The sequence below is a fragment of the Streptomyces sp. NBC_01320 genome (genome assembly GCF_035974375.1).
GTDB classification, from domain to species: Bacteria; Actinomycetota; Actinomycetes; order Streptomycetales; family Streptomycetaceae; genus Streptomyces; species Streptomyces yanii.
On sequence record NZ_CP108390.1, the window covers coordinates 2,271,806 to 2,285,712 of the forward strand.

The 13,907-nt window shown below is 69.4% G+C and carries 13 protein-coding genes; 6 read left to right on the top strand and 7 right to left on the bottom strand.

Features of this window, described 5'->3' with window-relative positions:
- Positions 1-10: 10 nt before the first annotated feature.
- The 3 genes from OG395_RS10810 to OG395_RS10820 form a co-directional block, all read right to left on the bottom strand.
- On the bottom strand, positions 11-892 hold the full coding sequence (locus tag OG395_RS10810; protein WP_327242699.1) for a carbohydrate ABC transporter permease: 882 nt from the start codon (positions 890-892) through the stop codon (positions 11-13).
- Between the two features lie 65 nt (positions 893-957).
- A complete protein-coding gene (locus OG395_RS10815) occupies positions 958-1,920 on the bottom strand; it encodes a carbohydrate ABC transporter permease (RefSeq protein ID WP_327242700.1) in 963 nt (320 codons plus the stop codon).
- A complete protein-coding gene (locus OG395_RS10820) occupies positions 1,917-3,260 on the bottom strand; it encodes an ABC transporter substrate-binding protein (RefSeq protein ID WP_327242701.1) in 1,344 nt (447 codons plus the stop codon). The genes OG395_RS10815 and OG395_RS10820 overlap by 4 nt, the downstream gene beginning before the upstream one ends.
- 429 nt (positions 3,261-3,689) lie before the next feature.
- On the opposite strand from OG395_RS10820, the gene OG395_RS10825 reads away from it, so the two are divergent.
- A complete protein-coding gene (locus OG395_RS10825) occupies positions 3,690-5,156 on the top strand; it encodes a sulfatase-like hydrolase/transferase (RefSeq protein WP_327242702.1) in 1,467 nt (488 codons plus the stop codon).
- A 163-nt stretch (positions 5,157-5,319) separates the two neighbouring features.
- Here the strand turns inward: OG395_RS10825 and OG395_RS10830 are convergent, their stop codons facing one another.
- Positions 5,320-6,429, bottom strand: a complete 1,110-nt coding sequence (locus tag OG395_RS10830) for an MGDG synthase family glycosyltransferase (protein WP_327242703.1) — start codon at positions 6,427-6,429, stop codon at positions 5,320-5,322.
- 174 nt (positions 6,430-6,603) lie between these two features.
- On the opposite strand from OG395_RS10830, the gene OG395_RS10835 reads away from it, so the two are divergent.
- From OG395_RS10835 to OG395_RS10855, 5 genes are all read left to right on the top strand, one after another.
- Positions 6,604-7,437: an SDR family NAD(P)-dependent oxidoreductase gene (locus OG395_RS10835; RefSeq protein WP_327242704.1), complete on the top strand. Its 834-nt coding sequence runs from the start codon at positions 6,604-6,606 to the stop codon at positions 7,435-7,437.
- Between the two features lie 41 nt (positions 7,438-7,478).
- A complete protein-coding gene (locus OG395_RS10840; RefSeq protein ID WP_327242705.1) occupies positions 7,479-8,345 on the top strand; it encodes a DMT family transporter in 867 nt (288 codons plus the stop codon).
- On the top strand, positions 8,339-9,130 hold the full coding sequence (locus OG395_RS10845) for a polysaccharide deacetylase family protein (RefSeq protein WP_442818540.1): 792 nt from the start codon (positions 8,339-8,341) through the stop codon (positions 9,128-9,130). The genes OG395_RS10840 and OG395_RS10845 overlap by 7 nt, the downstream gene beginning before the upstream one ends.
- A 118-nt stretch (positions 9,131-9,248) precedes the next feature.
- Positions 9,249-9,716 carry a MarR family winged helix-turn-helix transcriptional regulator gene (locus OG395_RS10850; protein WP_327242706.1) on the top strand — a complete coding sequence of 156 codons (468 nt, stop codon included), beginning with the start codon at positions 9,249-9,251 and terminating at the stop codon, positions 9,714-9,716.
- A gap of 493 nt (positions 9,717-10,209) precedes the next feature.
- Positions 10,210-10,641, top strand: coding sequence for a DUF3224 domain-containing protein (locus OG395_RS10855; protein ID WP_327242707.1), 432 nt, complete (start codon positions 10,210-10,212; stop codon positions 10,639-10,641).
- Between the two features lie 80 nt (positions 10,642-10,721).
- Here the strand turns inward: OG395_RS10855 and OG395_RS10860 are convergent, their stop codons facing one another.
- The 3 genes from OG395_RS10860 to OG395_RS10870 form a co-directional block, all read right to left on the bottom strand.
- On the bottom strand, positions 10,722-11,000 hold the full coding sequence (locus OG395_RS10860) for a DUF6059 family protein (protein ID WP_327242708.1): 279 nt from the start codon (positions 10,998-11,000) through the stop codon (positions 10,722-10,724).
- 65 nt (positions 11,001-11,065) lie between these two features.
- Positions 11,066-12,136, bottom strand: coding sequence for a flavin-containing monooxygenase (locus OG395_RS10865; RefSeq protein WP_327242709.1), 1,071 nt, complete (start codon positions 12,134-12,136; stop codon positions 11,066-11,068).
- Between the two features lie 146 nt (positions 12,137-12,282).
- Positions 12,283-13,848 carry an MFS transporter gene (locus OG395_RS10870; protein WP_327242710.1) on the bottom strand — a complete coding sequence of 522 codons (1,566 nt, stop codon included), beginning with the start codon at positions 13,846-13,848 and terminating at the stop codon, positions 12,283-12,285.
- Positions 13,849-13,907 lie beyond the last annotated feature (59 nt).

Genomic DNA, 13,907 nt, shown 5'->3' on the forward strand with positions numbered 1-13,907 from the left:
CCTCTGCCTGTCATTTGACGGAGCCGACGGTCATGCCTTCGATGATCCGGCGGCCGAGCCATACGTAGCAGGCGAGCACCGGCAGGACGACCACGGCCACGCCGGCGAACAGGCCGCCCCAGTCGGCGCCGTTGTACTGCATCTGTTGGAGGAAGCCGAGAAGGGCGAGGGAGAGGGTCTGGTGATCGGTGTTCTGGATGAAGACCAGTGCGAAGACGGTCTCGCCCCAGTGTTGGATGATGTTGAGGATCAGGACGGTGACCAGTCCGCCTCGGGCCAGCGGCAGCATCACCTGCCAGAAGGTGCGGAACGCGGAAGCCCCGTCCAGCGCGGCCGCTTCTTCCAGTTCCACCGGGAGGGTCGAGAAGAAACCGGTGAGGAAGAACACGGCGAAGGGCAGCGAGGTCGCCACGTAGACCACGATGAGTCCGAAGAGGCTGTCGACCAGGAACAGCTTGTTCATGACCACGAACAGGGGCAGCATCACCACCTGGGCGGGGATGCCGAGGCCCAGAGCGAAGAAGAGGATGAAGCCGCCGTTGAAGCGGGTGGTGACGCGGCTGAGGACGTACGCGGCGGGCGCGGCGAGGACGAGGGTGCCCACCGCGGTGCCGGCCACGACGACCAGGGTGTTGAGGGCGGCTTGTCCGAAGAGGCCCTCGGTCCAGGCCCGTGCGTAATTGTCCCAGTGCAGGGCGTGCGGCAGCTCCCACGGGGAGCTGAAGATCTCGCTCGCGCTCTTCAGTGACGACAGGAGCAGCCATAGTCCGGTGAGGATGTTGAAGCCTGCGAAGGCCCAGACCAGGGGCACTCCGAGGACACGGGTGGTGGTGAGCCGGCCGCGCAGGCGGGCGAGGCGGCCGGGCGGGCGACCGGAGGTGATGACGGCCATGGCGGCGGGGCCTCCTGGGTTCTCGGGAAACGACGGGCTGCGCAAGGGGGCGCGCCCCCGGACGGTCAGAACTGCACGGTGTCGCGCCGCATGACGCGCCGGATGAGCACGACGAGGGCGCCGACCAGGGTGACCATGACCACGGCACTCGCCGCGGCGGAGCCGTAGCGCGGTATGCCGCCGGAGGCGAAGGCCTCGCCGTAGGTGTAGAGGGCGGTGTTCCACACACCGGTGTCGGGCATCTGGCCCGCCGCACCGGCGAAGGCGTAGACGAACTCGAAGACCTTGACGGCGCTGATGGTCCAGAGGACCGCGCAGACGCCGACCACGTCCCACATCAGCGGCAGGGTCACATGGCGGAACTTCTGGAAGGCGTTGGCTCCGGCGAGGTCGCAGTCCTCGTAGAGCTCGGGCGGTATCTGGTCGACGGCGGCCATCAGGATGGTGGTGTAGAAGCCGGTCGAGGTCCACACCAGGCCGATCATGATGACACGGAAGATGGTGCTCTGCCCCAGCCAGTTCGGCGGGTGCTCCATCCCCAGCGCCCCGACGAGGGCGTCGGCGAGTCCGTCGTGCTGGAAGAGGAATCCCCACAGGATCGACAGGGCGATGCTGGGAACGATGTTGGGGAAGAAGAGAATGGACCGGGCGGCCTTGCGGCCCTTCATGTCGCGCAGCACCATGGTCAGCGCGAACGAGACCAGGAAGGTCAGTCCGCCGACGCCGAGGATGATCCACAGGGTGTTGGTGAAGGACTGCTGGAAGGCCGGATCCTCCAGCAGGCGACGGTAGTTGTCGATCCCGACGAAGCTCATGGGACCGGCGCCGCCCCATTCGTTGAAGCTGAGCCACACTGTGTACAGGGAGGGGCCGGCGAAGAAGACGAGGTAGACCACGACCGCGGGCACGAGGAGCGGCCAGAACAGCCGGCGGCGCCGGGCGGCGAGCGGGCTGGGACGTGCGTCCGTCCGCGAGACGGACGCACGTCGGCGGGTACGGAGTCCTCCGGTGGCCGCGTCGGCCGTCACGAGGCGGTCTTCCAGTAGGCGGCGGACGCGGACTTGAGCTTGCCGGCGAAGGCCTCGGCGGTGAGGTGACCGGTGATGAAGCTCGTGTTCAGCGGCTGGAAGACCTTGGTGTACCACTCGGCGGCCGTTTCCTTGACGCCGTCCAGGGTCTTCACGATGGTGCCGGAGGCGAGGGCCTTCTGGGCGTCGGCCAGCTCGGCAGGGGCGGCGATGTCGGAGCGCGGGGTGATGTTCTTGGCCTGGCCGGAGATGCCCGACAGTTGGCGCTTGGCGAGGAAGTAGGCGATGAACTTCTGCGCGGCGGCGCTGTTCCTGGCCTTCTTGGGGATGGAGAAGCCGATGAGCGAGATGTCCTGGGCCGCCTCGCCGCCGCCGGTGAACTCGGGGAAGGGGAAGGACCGGTAGCGGAAGCCGGAGGTGGCGAACTCGGTTGTCTCACTGGGCGCGAAGGTGCCCAGCAGCAGGAAGTCGGACTTCCCCTTGGCCCACTTCTGCTGCACGGCGGGCCACTTGGATCCGTCGTACCCGGACGTGAAGTCGCCGGCGCCGATCAGTTTCTCGATGTGCCGGAGCGCGTCGACGAAGCCCTCGGCCTCGAACGCCGCTCCGGTCCTGTCCATGGCCGCCTTGCCGAAGGCCCCGGGGCCCAGTCCGCGCAGGACGGCGTAATAGGTCCAGTAGGCGGCGTAGTCGGGGATGTCCCCGTCGAGTGCCAGCGGACCGTCACCGAGGGCCTTCTTCCGCCTGGCCAGCAGTTCGGTGAACTCCTCCCAGGTGGCGGGCGGGTTGGCGGCCACGTCGGGCAGGGCCTTCCCGTCGTACCAGATCTGGGTGGTGAGCACCTCGTACGGAATCTGCCAGAGGGTGCCGTCGGTGGTGTTCAGGTCGCGGTAGCGGGCCGGGACGACGCTGCCGACGGTGTTGCCGCTCTCCCCCGGTATCGCCTCGCCCAGCAGGGGGGTGAGGTCGAGCGCCTGGCCGGTGGCCTGGAGCTGCGCGTAGGCGAAGCGGTCCGCGGAGTCGACGAGGTCGGCCGGGACGTTGGCGGTGTTCAGAGTGGGCGCCAGCTGCTGGATGACCTGTCGGCCCTTCCACTGGATGCTGACCTTGATGCCGGTGTCCTCGGTGAACCGGGTGATCGCCGCCTGCAGCACCTTGGCCTGCGGCTCGTTCTGCTTCCACATGGACCAGTACGTGAACGAGTCACCGCCGCCCGCGGTGGACGACGCGCCGGGCGCACAGGCGGCCGCCGTGAGACCGACGGAGGCGGCCAGGGCGGCGGTGAGGACGGCTCGGCGCGAGATGTGGGCAGAGCTGACGGACTGTCTGTCGTTGGGCATAGCTCTCCTCGGAGACTGCGGTCTGAGGCGGGGCTGGAGGGATTGGGCCTATGATTTCCAGCCATTCATAGAGCAGTCAATTGCCGTTTGAGCATATGAATTACCCATGAATGAGCGACTGGGCGAGCCATCCCGCGTGCAACGGGGTCGAAGGAGGTGCCCGCGCCACTACCGGTCACCAGGCACCCGAATCATTCATAGGCGATTCATTACGTCATGAGCAGTTGACTCGATGCGCAGCCCACCCCCAGGCTCGGGACATGCACGAGACGCTCGCTCTCGCGCAGCGCAGACAGCTCATACGGGCGGCGGCAGGCCATGCCCCGGCTCCGCCCTCGACGGCGGAGCCGGTACGCACGCTGCGGCGGACGCCCTCCGCGCGCGTCGTGCCCGTCCCGGCCTCACCGGCCATCGTTCGAGGAGGAACCCTTGGCCAGCCGCGACCCGGACCGTCCCAACGTCCTGCTCATCCTCTCCGACGACCAAGGGCCGTGGGCGATGGGGTGCGCGGGCAACGACGAGATCCACACCCCACACCTGGACGCCCTGGCGACCCGGGGGATCCGCTTCAGCCGCTTCTTCTGCACCTCACCGGTCTGCTCGCCGGCCCGTGCCTCCCTGTTCACCGGGGAACTGCCCTCCCAGCACGGGGTCCACGACTGGCTCTCGTACCATCACGCCGGGCGGACGGGCATCGACTTCCTCTCCGGACGGACGCTCTTCACCGATCTGCTCGCGGACGCCGGATACCGGCTCGGTCTCAGCGGCAAGTGGCATCTGGGCGCCAACGACCGTCCCCGCAAGGGCTTCGTCCACTGGTACGCCCATGAGAGCGGCGGCGGCCCGTACTACGGGGCGCCGATGTACCGCGACGGAACGCGGGCCGAGGAGCCGGGCTATCTCACCGACGCGCTCGCCGCCGACGCCGATCAGTTCCTCACATCCGAGTCCGAGCGCCCCGAGCCCTTCCATCTCTCCCTGCACTTCACCGCGCCCCACAAGCCGTGGCGCGGACAACACCCGCACCAGTACACCGAGTTGTACGAGAACTGCACCTTCGACAGCTGTCCGCAAGGACCTGCGCACCCGTGGCAGCCGCTGACCGAGGACGGCTCACCGGTCGGCGGCGAGAGCGACACCCGGCAGGCCCTGATCGGCTACTTCGCCGCCACGACCGCCATGGACGCGGCCATCGGCCGGGTTCTGGACCGGCTCGACGCACTCGGCCTCACCGGATCCACCCTCGTGATCTTCACCAGCGACAACGGCTTCAATGCCGGACACCACGGCATCTGGGGCAAGGGCAACGGCACGTTCCCGCAGAACATGTACGACAGTTCGGTCCTCGTGCCCTGTCTGATCTCCCAGCCCGGCCGCATCCCTTCCGGGCGCCACTGCGACGCCCTGCTGTCGCAGTACGACGTCCTGCCGACGCTCGTCGACCACCTCGGCCTCGACCACCACCCCGACCCCCGGCTGCCGGGCCGGTCCTTCGCGGACATCCTGACCGGTACCGACGACGGCGACGGCGACGGCGCCGAACGGCAGCGGATCGTCGTCTACGACGAGTACGGGCCGGTACGCATGATCCGCACCCGGGACTGGAAATACGTTCACCGCTACCCGCACGGCCCGCACGAGCTGTACGACTTGGCCCACGATCCGGGCGAGGAGCACAACCTCGCCGACGCACCGCTCCACACGGCTGTCCGCACCGAACTCGCCACCCGGCTCGACGCCTGGTTCGCCGAATACGTGGACCCGGCCCTCGACGGCGCCCGCCTCCCGGTCACCGGCTCCGGCCAACGGACCCCGGTCACCCCCGGCTCGCTCCCGACCGCCTTCGAGCCGCCCCCTGCCGGCAGCGCTCCACCGACACCGGCGGGCACCTCCTGACCCGCGGGATTTTGGAGTCCACCGCGACGACCCGGTTCAGGTCCTCGTTCATCTCGGCCTGAGCCACCAGCGCGGTGAACGCGCGCAGCAAGGAACCGTCGGCGGCCCACATCCGCGGCCGGTCGCAGTCATTCATCCGGTTGCCGTACTTCGCCCCTCGGGCTCACCAGGCGACCAGTTCGGCCGCGTCTGCGGTGAAGACGGCCTGCCCGGCGGCGATCCGTCGGTCCCGGTCGGGACCGGGGCGCAGCAGCCGGTCCAGTGAGCTGAGCAGCCCGATCGTGTCGGCAGCGTGTTCGGTGAGGCCTGCGGCAGCCATCTCACTGACGCCCTCGGCGCCGTGGCCGGGGATCGGCCGGTATCCGACGACCGGTACGCCGGCGGCGAGGGCCTGGACGGCCGTCTGCCCCGCGGCGTTGTCCACCAGGGCGCCCGATGCCGCCATGAGCTCAGGCAGGTCCTCGACCCAGCCCAGCGCCAGGACGCCGGGAAGCATCGCGGCGCGGGTCCGCAGTCGTTCGTCCTTGCCGCACAGCAGCACCGGAAGGTGGCCTGCGCCGGCGAGCAGGAGCGCGGTGGCAGTCAGCCCCTGTCCCACGCCCCAGGCCCCGGCCGAAAGCAGCACCGCAGGCCGGCCCGGACCGCGCCGCGCGAACTCCCGCGCCCAGCGCGACGGCCGCCCGCCCGCATTCTCGTGGGCGGCCGCGGCGAAGGCTCCAGGCACGACCGGGCCGCACACCTCCGCCGGGCGTCCTGTCCTGGCACGGACGCGCGCCGCGACGGCCTCGGTCAGGCACAGGTGCAGGTCGTTGCCGGGATGGAGCCACTGCCGGTGCACGGCGAAGTCGGTGACCACGACCGTGCTGGGCGGGCAGTCACCGCCCTGGGCGCGCAGCCGCCCTGTGACCTGAGCAGCCTGGTGGAAGGTGGAGACGAGCGCATCCGGGCGCCAGCGCTCGACGACGTCGCGCAGGCGTGGCTCCAGGGCTGCGGCCAGCGGCCCGGTGCTCGGCGCCCAGCCGTTCCGGTCGCGCTGGTCTCCGCGGTCGCGGAAGAATGCCGAGTAGACCGCCGCGTAGGCCCCTGGGCAGTGGCGGAGCGCCGTGCGGTATGCGGCGCGCAGCCCGCGCCCGGCACCTGGGGGCAGAATCTCGAGGAGGTCCACACGTGCGGTCAGATGACCGTCGGCCCGCAGCCGCCCGGCCAGTTCGGCGGCCACGGCGTCGTGTCCGGCGCCCATGCTCGCGCTGACGATCAGAATCCGGCGTCCCATTCTTGGATATTCCTCGCATCGCGGCCGGTGCGCCAGCCCCGGACGGGCGGGCCGTTAGCCCAGGTGCGGTCGAGCGCGTTGGCCGGTGCGCTGGTTGCATGAAGGATGACTCGGTACGGGCCGCTGCAGGCTGGTGCTTCATCAGGATGTCGGCGGCCCCGGAGGACGGAAGCCATGCACAAGAGCCACCCAGCCCACGGCACCCCCGCAACCGGGACCGACGTGACGCAGTCGGTTGCGGCCGGTCCGCCCGCCCCCGGCCCGCGGCCGGTCGTGTTGATCACCGGGGCCTCGTCCGGGATCGGCGCCGAGATCGCGTCACGGCTCGCGGCCGGCGGGCGATGGGAGCTGCTGCTCAACGGGCGGGACGAGGGCCGGCTCGGCAGTGTCGCCGCCCGCACCTCCGGTGCCGCGTTGCCGATGGACCTGGCCTCCGAGGAGGGCTGCCGCAAGCTGGCCGAGGCGGCACTGGCGCACAGCGGAAGAGTCGACGTGCTCGTCGCCGGAGCGGGGCTCGGCTGGGCGGGCTCGTACACCGACATGCCGCCCGGCACGGTGGACCGTCTGGTGAGTGTCAACGTCTGCGCCGTACTCCACCTCGTCCGCCTGGTGCTGCCGCAGATGGTGTCCCGCGGGTCGGGCCGGCTGGTGCTGATCGGCTCTGTCGCCGGCCGGTTCGGTGTACGGGACGAGGCGGTCTACGCGGCGACGAAGGGCGCGCTGATCGCGTTCACGGAGAGCCTGCGCCATGAACTCCAGGGCACAGGCGTCCACGTCTGCCTGGTGCTGCCAGGTCCCGTGGACACGCCGTTCTTCGCCCGCCGCGGCACCCCCTACACGCGGTCCTGGCCACGACCGGTACCCGCCGGGCGGGTCGCGGCAGCGGTCGAGAAGGCGCTCGCCGGTCGCCGGGACGAGATCACCGTGCCGCGCTGGCTGGGCGTGCCGGGCCGGCTCCAGGGCATGGCTCCGCAACTCTTCCGCAAGCTGGCCATGCGGTTCGGCTGAGTGGGCCCCGGCAAACCACACGCGGGCAGGGTGGGTGACACGTGATCATCGTCTCCGTGGTGCTGGCCCTGCTCGCCGCGCTCGGGAACGCGGCGGCCTCCGTGCTGCAGCGCCGCGCTGCGGCAGCGGATCTGCCCGGACGCACGGGCAGCCATCGCCTCGGGAGCCTGAGATTCGTCCGCCGGCCGGCCTGGCGCTGGGGGGCGGGACTGCTGCTCCTCTCGGGGCTGGCGCAGGCCCTGGCCCTGGCGACCGGGCCACTGGCTGTGGTGCAGCCGGTGATGACGACGGAGCTGTTGTTCACGTCGGTGCTGGCTGCGGCCGTCTTCCGGCGGCCGCCCGGGGCGCGGACCTGGGGGGCGTTCCTCGGTATGGCGCTGGGCCTGGCGGCCTTCCTCCTGCTGGCCAGTCCGACCGGCGGCGTGGAGACCGTGCCGCCGAAGAGGTGGCTGCTCAGCGCTGTGCCCACCGCCGCCGTGTCGATCGTGCTGATCACGGTGGGAATGGGGTTGCGGGGCTCCGCCCGTGCGGCGGTGCTGGGGTCGGCGACCGCCATCGGCTTCTCCTTCACCGCGGCGCTGATCAAGGACACGCTCGGTTTGCTGTCCGGCGGAGTCGGGGCGGTGTTCACCGCGTGGCAGATCTACGCCGCCGCGGCCGTCGGCCTGGGCTCGTTCCTGCTGCTGCAAGCCACGTTGCGGGCGGGCTCGCTCGCCTCGTCGCAGCCCGCGCTCACTCTCGGCGACTCATTGCTGAGCGTCATTCTGGGCGTCTTGCTGTTCGAGGAGCGGATCGAACTGGGCTGGCGGGTGTTGCCGGAGGCTGCGGCGCTCGGGCTCATCGCGTTCGCCAGCGTGCATCTGAGCAGTTCCCCGGTGGTCTCCGGAAAGGACGGACAGCGATGGTAGGACTCTCCGCCGCAGGGCGGACGGCAATGTCGTCCGGCGCGGTGGTCGGCGCTCTGGGTGTGGCTGCCGCGTGGCACATGGGGCCCGCCGCCACCTGGCTGCCGCCCGTACGGAGGATTTTCAGCCCCGCACTGGACGGCCGCGGTCATCCCTCTCACGTGGCACTGACCTTCGACGACGGGCCGGACCCGGCCAGCACGCCGCACTTCCTGCGCGTCCTGGACGAAAACCGGGTGCGGGCCACCTTCTTCGTCGTCGGCGACTCGCTGGAACGTCATCCCGCCCTTGGCCGGGCGCTTGTGGCGGGTGGTCACGAGGTCGCGGTGCACGGCTGGCATCACGAGCGCCCCTGGTTCCCCACACCGCTGCGCGACGTACGGGAGGTGACGCGGACCGCCGGCGCGGTACAGAGGGTCTGCGGGACCGTCCCGCAGTGGTATCGACCGCCGTACGGCATCCTCACCGGCGGCCGCCTGGCTGCTGCCCGCCGCGCCGGCCTGCGACCGGTGCTGTGGTCGGCGTGGGGACGGGACTGGACGGCGGACGCCGATGCCCGCTCCGTCAGGGCATCGGTCCTCGCAGGTCTGACCGGCGGTGACACCGTGCTGCTGCACGATGCGGACGGATGGAGCGCGCCGGGCGCGTGGCGAGCCACGCTGAGTGCGTTGCCCGGCCTGCTCTCCGAATGCCGTCGACTTGGTCTGAGCATCGGCCCGCTGGCCGAGCACGGCATCGGCCACGTCGAAACCGGCATACGCCTTCGCCGGACCCAACACGACGAATAGTTATGCACCATACATGTACTATGCATCAACCACTTTACATGCATGGTGCACGCCTATGAGAGAATGGAAGGCCGGCCGGACGAGAGCGGCCCGGCGACAGGCAGGAGGCGACAGGCGCATGGCCCGGGCAACACACGAAGTCGAGTACGAGCAGATGCTGCTCAGTCGCCACTCGTTCGTGAACCAGCGAGGCAGACACCGCAAGGACGGGGCCCTGGAGCGCAGCGCCTACATCCTGCTCAGCCGCATTCGCATGCAGGGACCGATGTCGATCGGCGAACTCAGCGACGCCTTCGGACTGGACGCCTCCACCCTGAACCGGCAGACGGCTGCGATCACGCGCACCGGACTCGTGGAGCGCATCCCGGACCCGGACGGCGGCATGGCCCGCAAGTTCCGCATCACCGACGAGGGCACACGCGTACTCGACAAGGAGAGGGAGGACATAGTCCGCTCCCTGGACCGGGTCATGGCCGATTGGCCGGAAGAAGACATCACCGCCTTCGCTTCCTATCTGCGGCGCTTCAACACCGATATCGAGCGCCTCGGTGCCCGGCCGTGGCCGCGCCTGAAGGCGCGCCTTTGAGACAGATGTGGGGGGCGAGGGTCACAGGGCGATCCGGACGGCCTGCCGATCGGGCCCGGGCACGCACGTTCCCCCCTCGCTCCCCCGGGCGGTCGACGCCAAGGCCGTCCGCCCGTCCGCGCGTGCTCCGACCAGCCACGGGCCATCCGGCGCGCACCCGCACGCAGTCATCCTGCGAAGGGGCGGCCATGACCCACTCCCCTCACGGCCGCCCTCCGCCGGAGACGGAGCGGACGCGCCACCGATGCCTGCGCGAACAGGGCAGCCTCGACCGCGCCGACCTCATCGCTGGGCCTCGGTCCGTGTCCGGGCGACGGAGTCCGGCGTGTCGAGTCGGGTGTCGCAGTCGCAGTGGGGGCGCGTCAGCAGTGGCTGAATCACCCACGCAGGCGGTCGGGGATGGGCATACTTGCGGGCATGGATCGCATGATGGGCTTAGCCGGAATGCCTGCCGGACGTGGTGACGGATACGTGCCGCGGGTGACCCGTCGGAATGACCACCACACTTTCGATGGAGGCTCAGTTGACCGCCAAGGCCGCCGGTAGTTACGAGATCACGAGCTGGGACGAAAAGCCCTACGCCGAGGGACCCGATACCCCGAAGCTCACCAAAGCCCATTTCACCAACGCCTTCAGCGGGGACATCGAGGGAGAGGGAGCCGCGGAAACACTCATGGTGTATCCCACCGACTCCACGGCGAACTTCGTCGGGCTCCAGACCGTGACCGGGACCGTGGGCGGACGGAAGGGCAGCTTTGTTCTCCAGGCCACGGGTAGCTGGCTGGACGGCGTGGCCCGTGCGGATTGGTTTGTGGTGCCGGGTTCGGCGACCGGGGGGCTGGTGGGGCTCACCGGCAAGGGTGGGTACACCTCGCGGCCCGACGGGAGCTGTGCTGTGACGCTGGACTACGACTTCGAGGAGTGAGGGCGTAGGGGCCCGACGTCAGGAGGCCCGCACCCCGTGGGGTGCGGGCCTCCTGACGTCGTCCGGGGGGAGCCGGACGATCAGCCGCGCAGTCGTGTCCAGAGATCGCGCTCCTCGTCGGATGGCGGGCTGCCGGGGACGACCCGCTCGGGGTGGCCGGGTGGCGGGCCGCTCATCAAGCCGGGGGGCACGTCGGCAGCCGCCGGGGACTCCGGCGGCCGAAGCGCGCTTCGGGTGTCTTCCGGGGCGGGATCCCGGGCGTACGGGCGCATCAGCAGCTGGTATTCAGCGGTGTAGTGCCCGAAGATGCCCGCGGTGGCGATGAACCCGCGTGCCAGGTCGTGCCAGAGCAGACGCATCGCCCACCACGTCCTGCCGCCGCGGGGAGGGCGCCGCCGGCCCCTCCCCCATGGCGGCCCGGCCATCAGCCGACGGTCTTGCCGGACCGCGCGCGACGCCTGTCGTTGAGATGACTGACCACGTACTGGGCGTCGTCCTTGACCCACCAGATGAGCCCGGAGCCGTACGAGAACTGGCACTGGAGGCCCAGGAAGTACATGCCGGGTTCGCCGGTGACACCACGGTCCTGGAGCGGTACGCCGTGCTCGTCCAGTGCCGGGAAGCCTATCCAGCTGAAGTCGTAGCGGAAGCCGGTCGCCCAGACCACCGCGTCGACCTCGGTCTCGGTGCCTTCCTCGAAGCGGAGCGTACGGCCTTCGGCTCCGACGGTGCGTCCGGCGAGCGTGAACCGGTGCCGCTTGGACAGCGTCTTGAGGCTGGGGCCGACAAGCAGCGTCTTCTTGTGCAGCCGGTCCCTCTCGCCGATCAGCGGCTTCTTGATGATGCCGAGTTTGTCGCCCCACCAGTGAATGCCGATGCCGAGGAAACGGCGCCCGAAGTGCGGCAGCGGGGAACCCTGCGACAGGGTGACCCGGTGGGTCTTCGCGAGTTCCGTGGCGATCTGGGCACCCGAGTTGGCGGCGCCGACCACCACGACACGACTGCCGGGAATCTGCTTCGGATTGCGGTAGTCGCCGGTGTGCACCTGGAAGACCTCTGCGCCGACCTTCTTCGATACCGGCGGGACATTGCCCAGCCGCTGCGCGCCGGTGGCGATGACCACGTGTTCGGCCTCGAAGGAGCCCTGGTTCGTCTCGATGAGGAATCCGCCGCCGGGGCGTTTGTCCAGGGCGGCGACCTCGGTGCGGAGGCGAACCTCAATCCTGTTGGTTCGAGCGAACTCTTCGAGATAGTCGGCCATTTCGTCTTTGTCGGGGAACCGGCCGCGCCGCCCCGGGAAACGCAGACCCGGAAGTTCGCAGTACTGGGCGATCGTGAACAGCTCCAGCGAATCCCAGCGATTTCGCCATGCGTCGCCCACCCGCGATTCCCCGTCCAGAACCAGATAGGGAATGCCGGCCTTGGCCAAGTAGTAGGCGGTGACGAGACCCGTCTGGCCTCCACCGATGACGATCACCTCTGCGCGTTCCGCCATGATCCGGATTCCTCCTAGGGGAGCGGCCGTTGGAGGGTGAGCGTAATGATGCCTGTGGTGAATTCCTGCTCAAGACTGCGCATCGGCGGCGGGCATGCGTACGGGCGGGCACCCGGCCCGCCCGTACGCCTTGCGTCGATGCCGTGTCAGGCCTCCCCCGCCTCCGTTCGCCGCGCGGTTCCCGGGGCCCCGGCGGCCCCTTCGGTGGCCTGTGGCGCCGGTGCCGCGTCGGCACCGGCCGCCCCCGGCTGCGGCTTCTTCTTCCGGCGCATCATGCTCGGCATGGCACGCACCGGGACCTCCTTGAGGAACAGTGTGGCCACGAACCCGATCAGCACGATGAACGTCGCCGTCAGGAACACCGTGTGCAACGCGTCGGCGAGCTGTGCGGGCGGCACCGAGTCGGCGGCGGTGGCGTCCCTGCCCAGCTGCAGGGAGAGGATGGAGCCCATCAGCGCGAGGGACACCGGGCCGGCGATCATCCGCCAGAACTGCATCTGGCTGGTGCCGACTCCGATCATCTCCTTCGCGACGGCGCTCTGCACCACGATCGTCGCCATCGGGAACGAGATGCCGATGCCGATGCCCAGCAGGATCATCGCGACCACCGTGGATCCGCGTCCGCTGCCCGTGTCGACGGTCGAGAGCAGGAACAGACCGCCCGCGACAAGAGCCATCGCGAGGGCGCCGAGGATCCGGTAGCGGGGGACGGCCGTGATCGCCTTGCTCGCAATCGGCGGGACGATCATCAGGGCGAACATCATCGGGCTCAGCAGGCTGCCCGCGAACGTGGCGCTGGATCCGAGTACGCCCTGCATCAGCAGCGGTACGTAGAAGATCGCTCCCATCATCGCGAACGCGGTGAAGAACGACATGACCGCCAGCACCGAGAACTGGTTGCCGCGGAACAGCGACAGCGGCACGATCGCGTGCTCCGCGCGGTTTTCGGCCAGGAAGAAGCCCACCAGCATCACGGCTCCGCCGATGAGCAGGATCAGCACCTCGGCCGACGTCCACGCATGGCCGTCACCCGCCAGGCTCAGACCGATCAGGATCGGCACGAGGCCGGCGATCAGCAGCGCCACTCCGAGGAAGTCGATGTCGCGCCAGCTGAACCGGGACTTCACGTACGGCACGCCGGCCGTGATCGCGAGCACGGAGAGCAGCAGGATCGGAACATTGATGTAGAACACCCAGCGCCAGTCCAGGTTGTCGGTGATGACACCGCCGATGGGCGGTCCGATCACCATGCTCAGCCCGGCCACGCTGAAGAAGATCCCCTGCGTCTGCGCCCGCCGCTCCGGCGTGTAGATGTCGGCAACCACGGTGTAGATGTTGGCCATCAGGATGCCTGCGAACAGGCCCTGCGCACCCCGGTAGATCACCAGCTGCGTCATGGACTGCGCGGCGCCGCACAGAAAGGACGTGACCAGGAACCCGACCAGGCCGGTGAGCAGGAAGGGTTTGCGACCGAAGAGGTCACCGAGCTTACCGGCGATGGGCAGGATCACCGCCGCCGCCACCGAATAGCCGACTCCCACCCAGGAGTAGAGCCGGAGCCCACCCAAGTCTTCGGTGATCTTGGGCATGGCCGCGCCGACCACGGACAGGTCAATTGATGTCAGTGCCAGCGCAAGCAATACGCCGACGGTCGCGATCACTCTATTTCGCGGTAATACTGCCTCGGGTCCTTCAGGCTGAGGGACAACCACCGTCCGTACCTCCTCGATTATCTCACTCTGATTCGCGTTGGTGAGGATGTCGGTCCAAC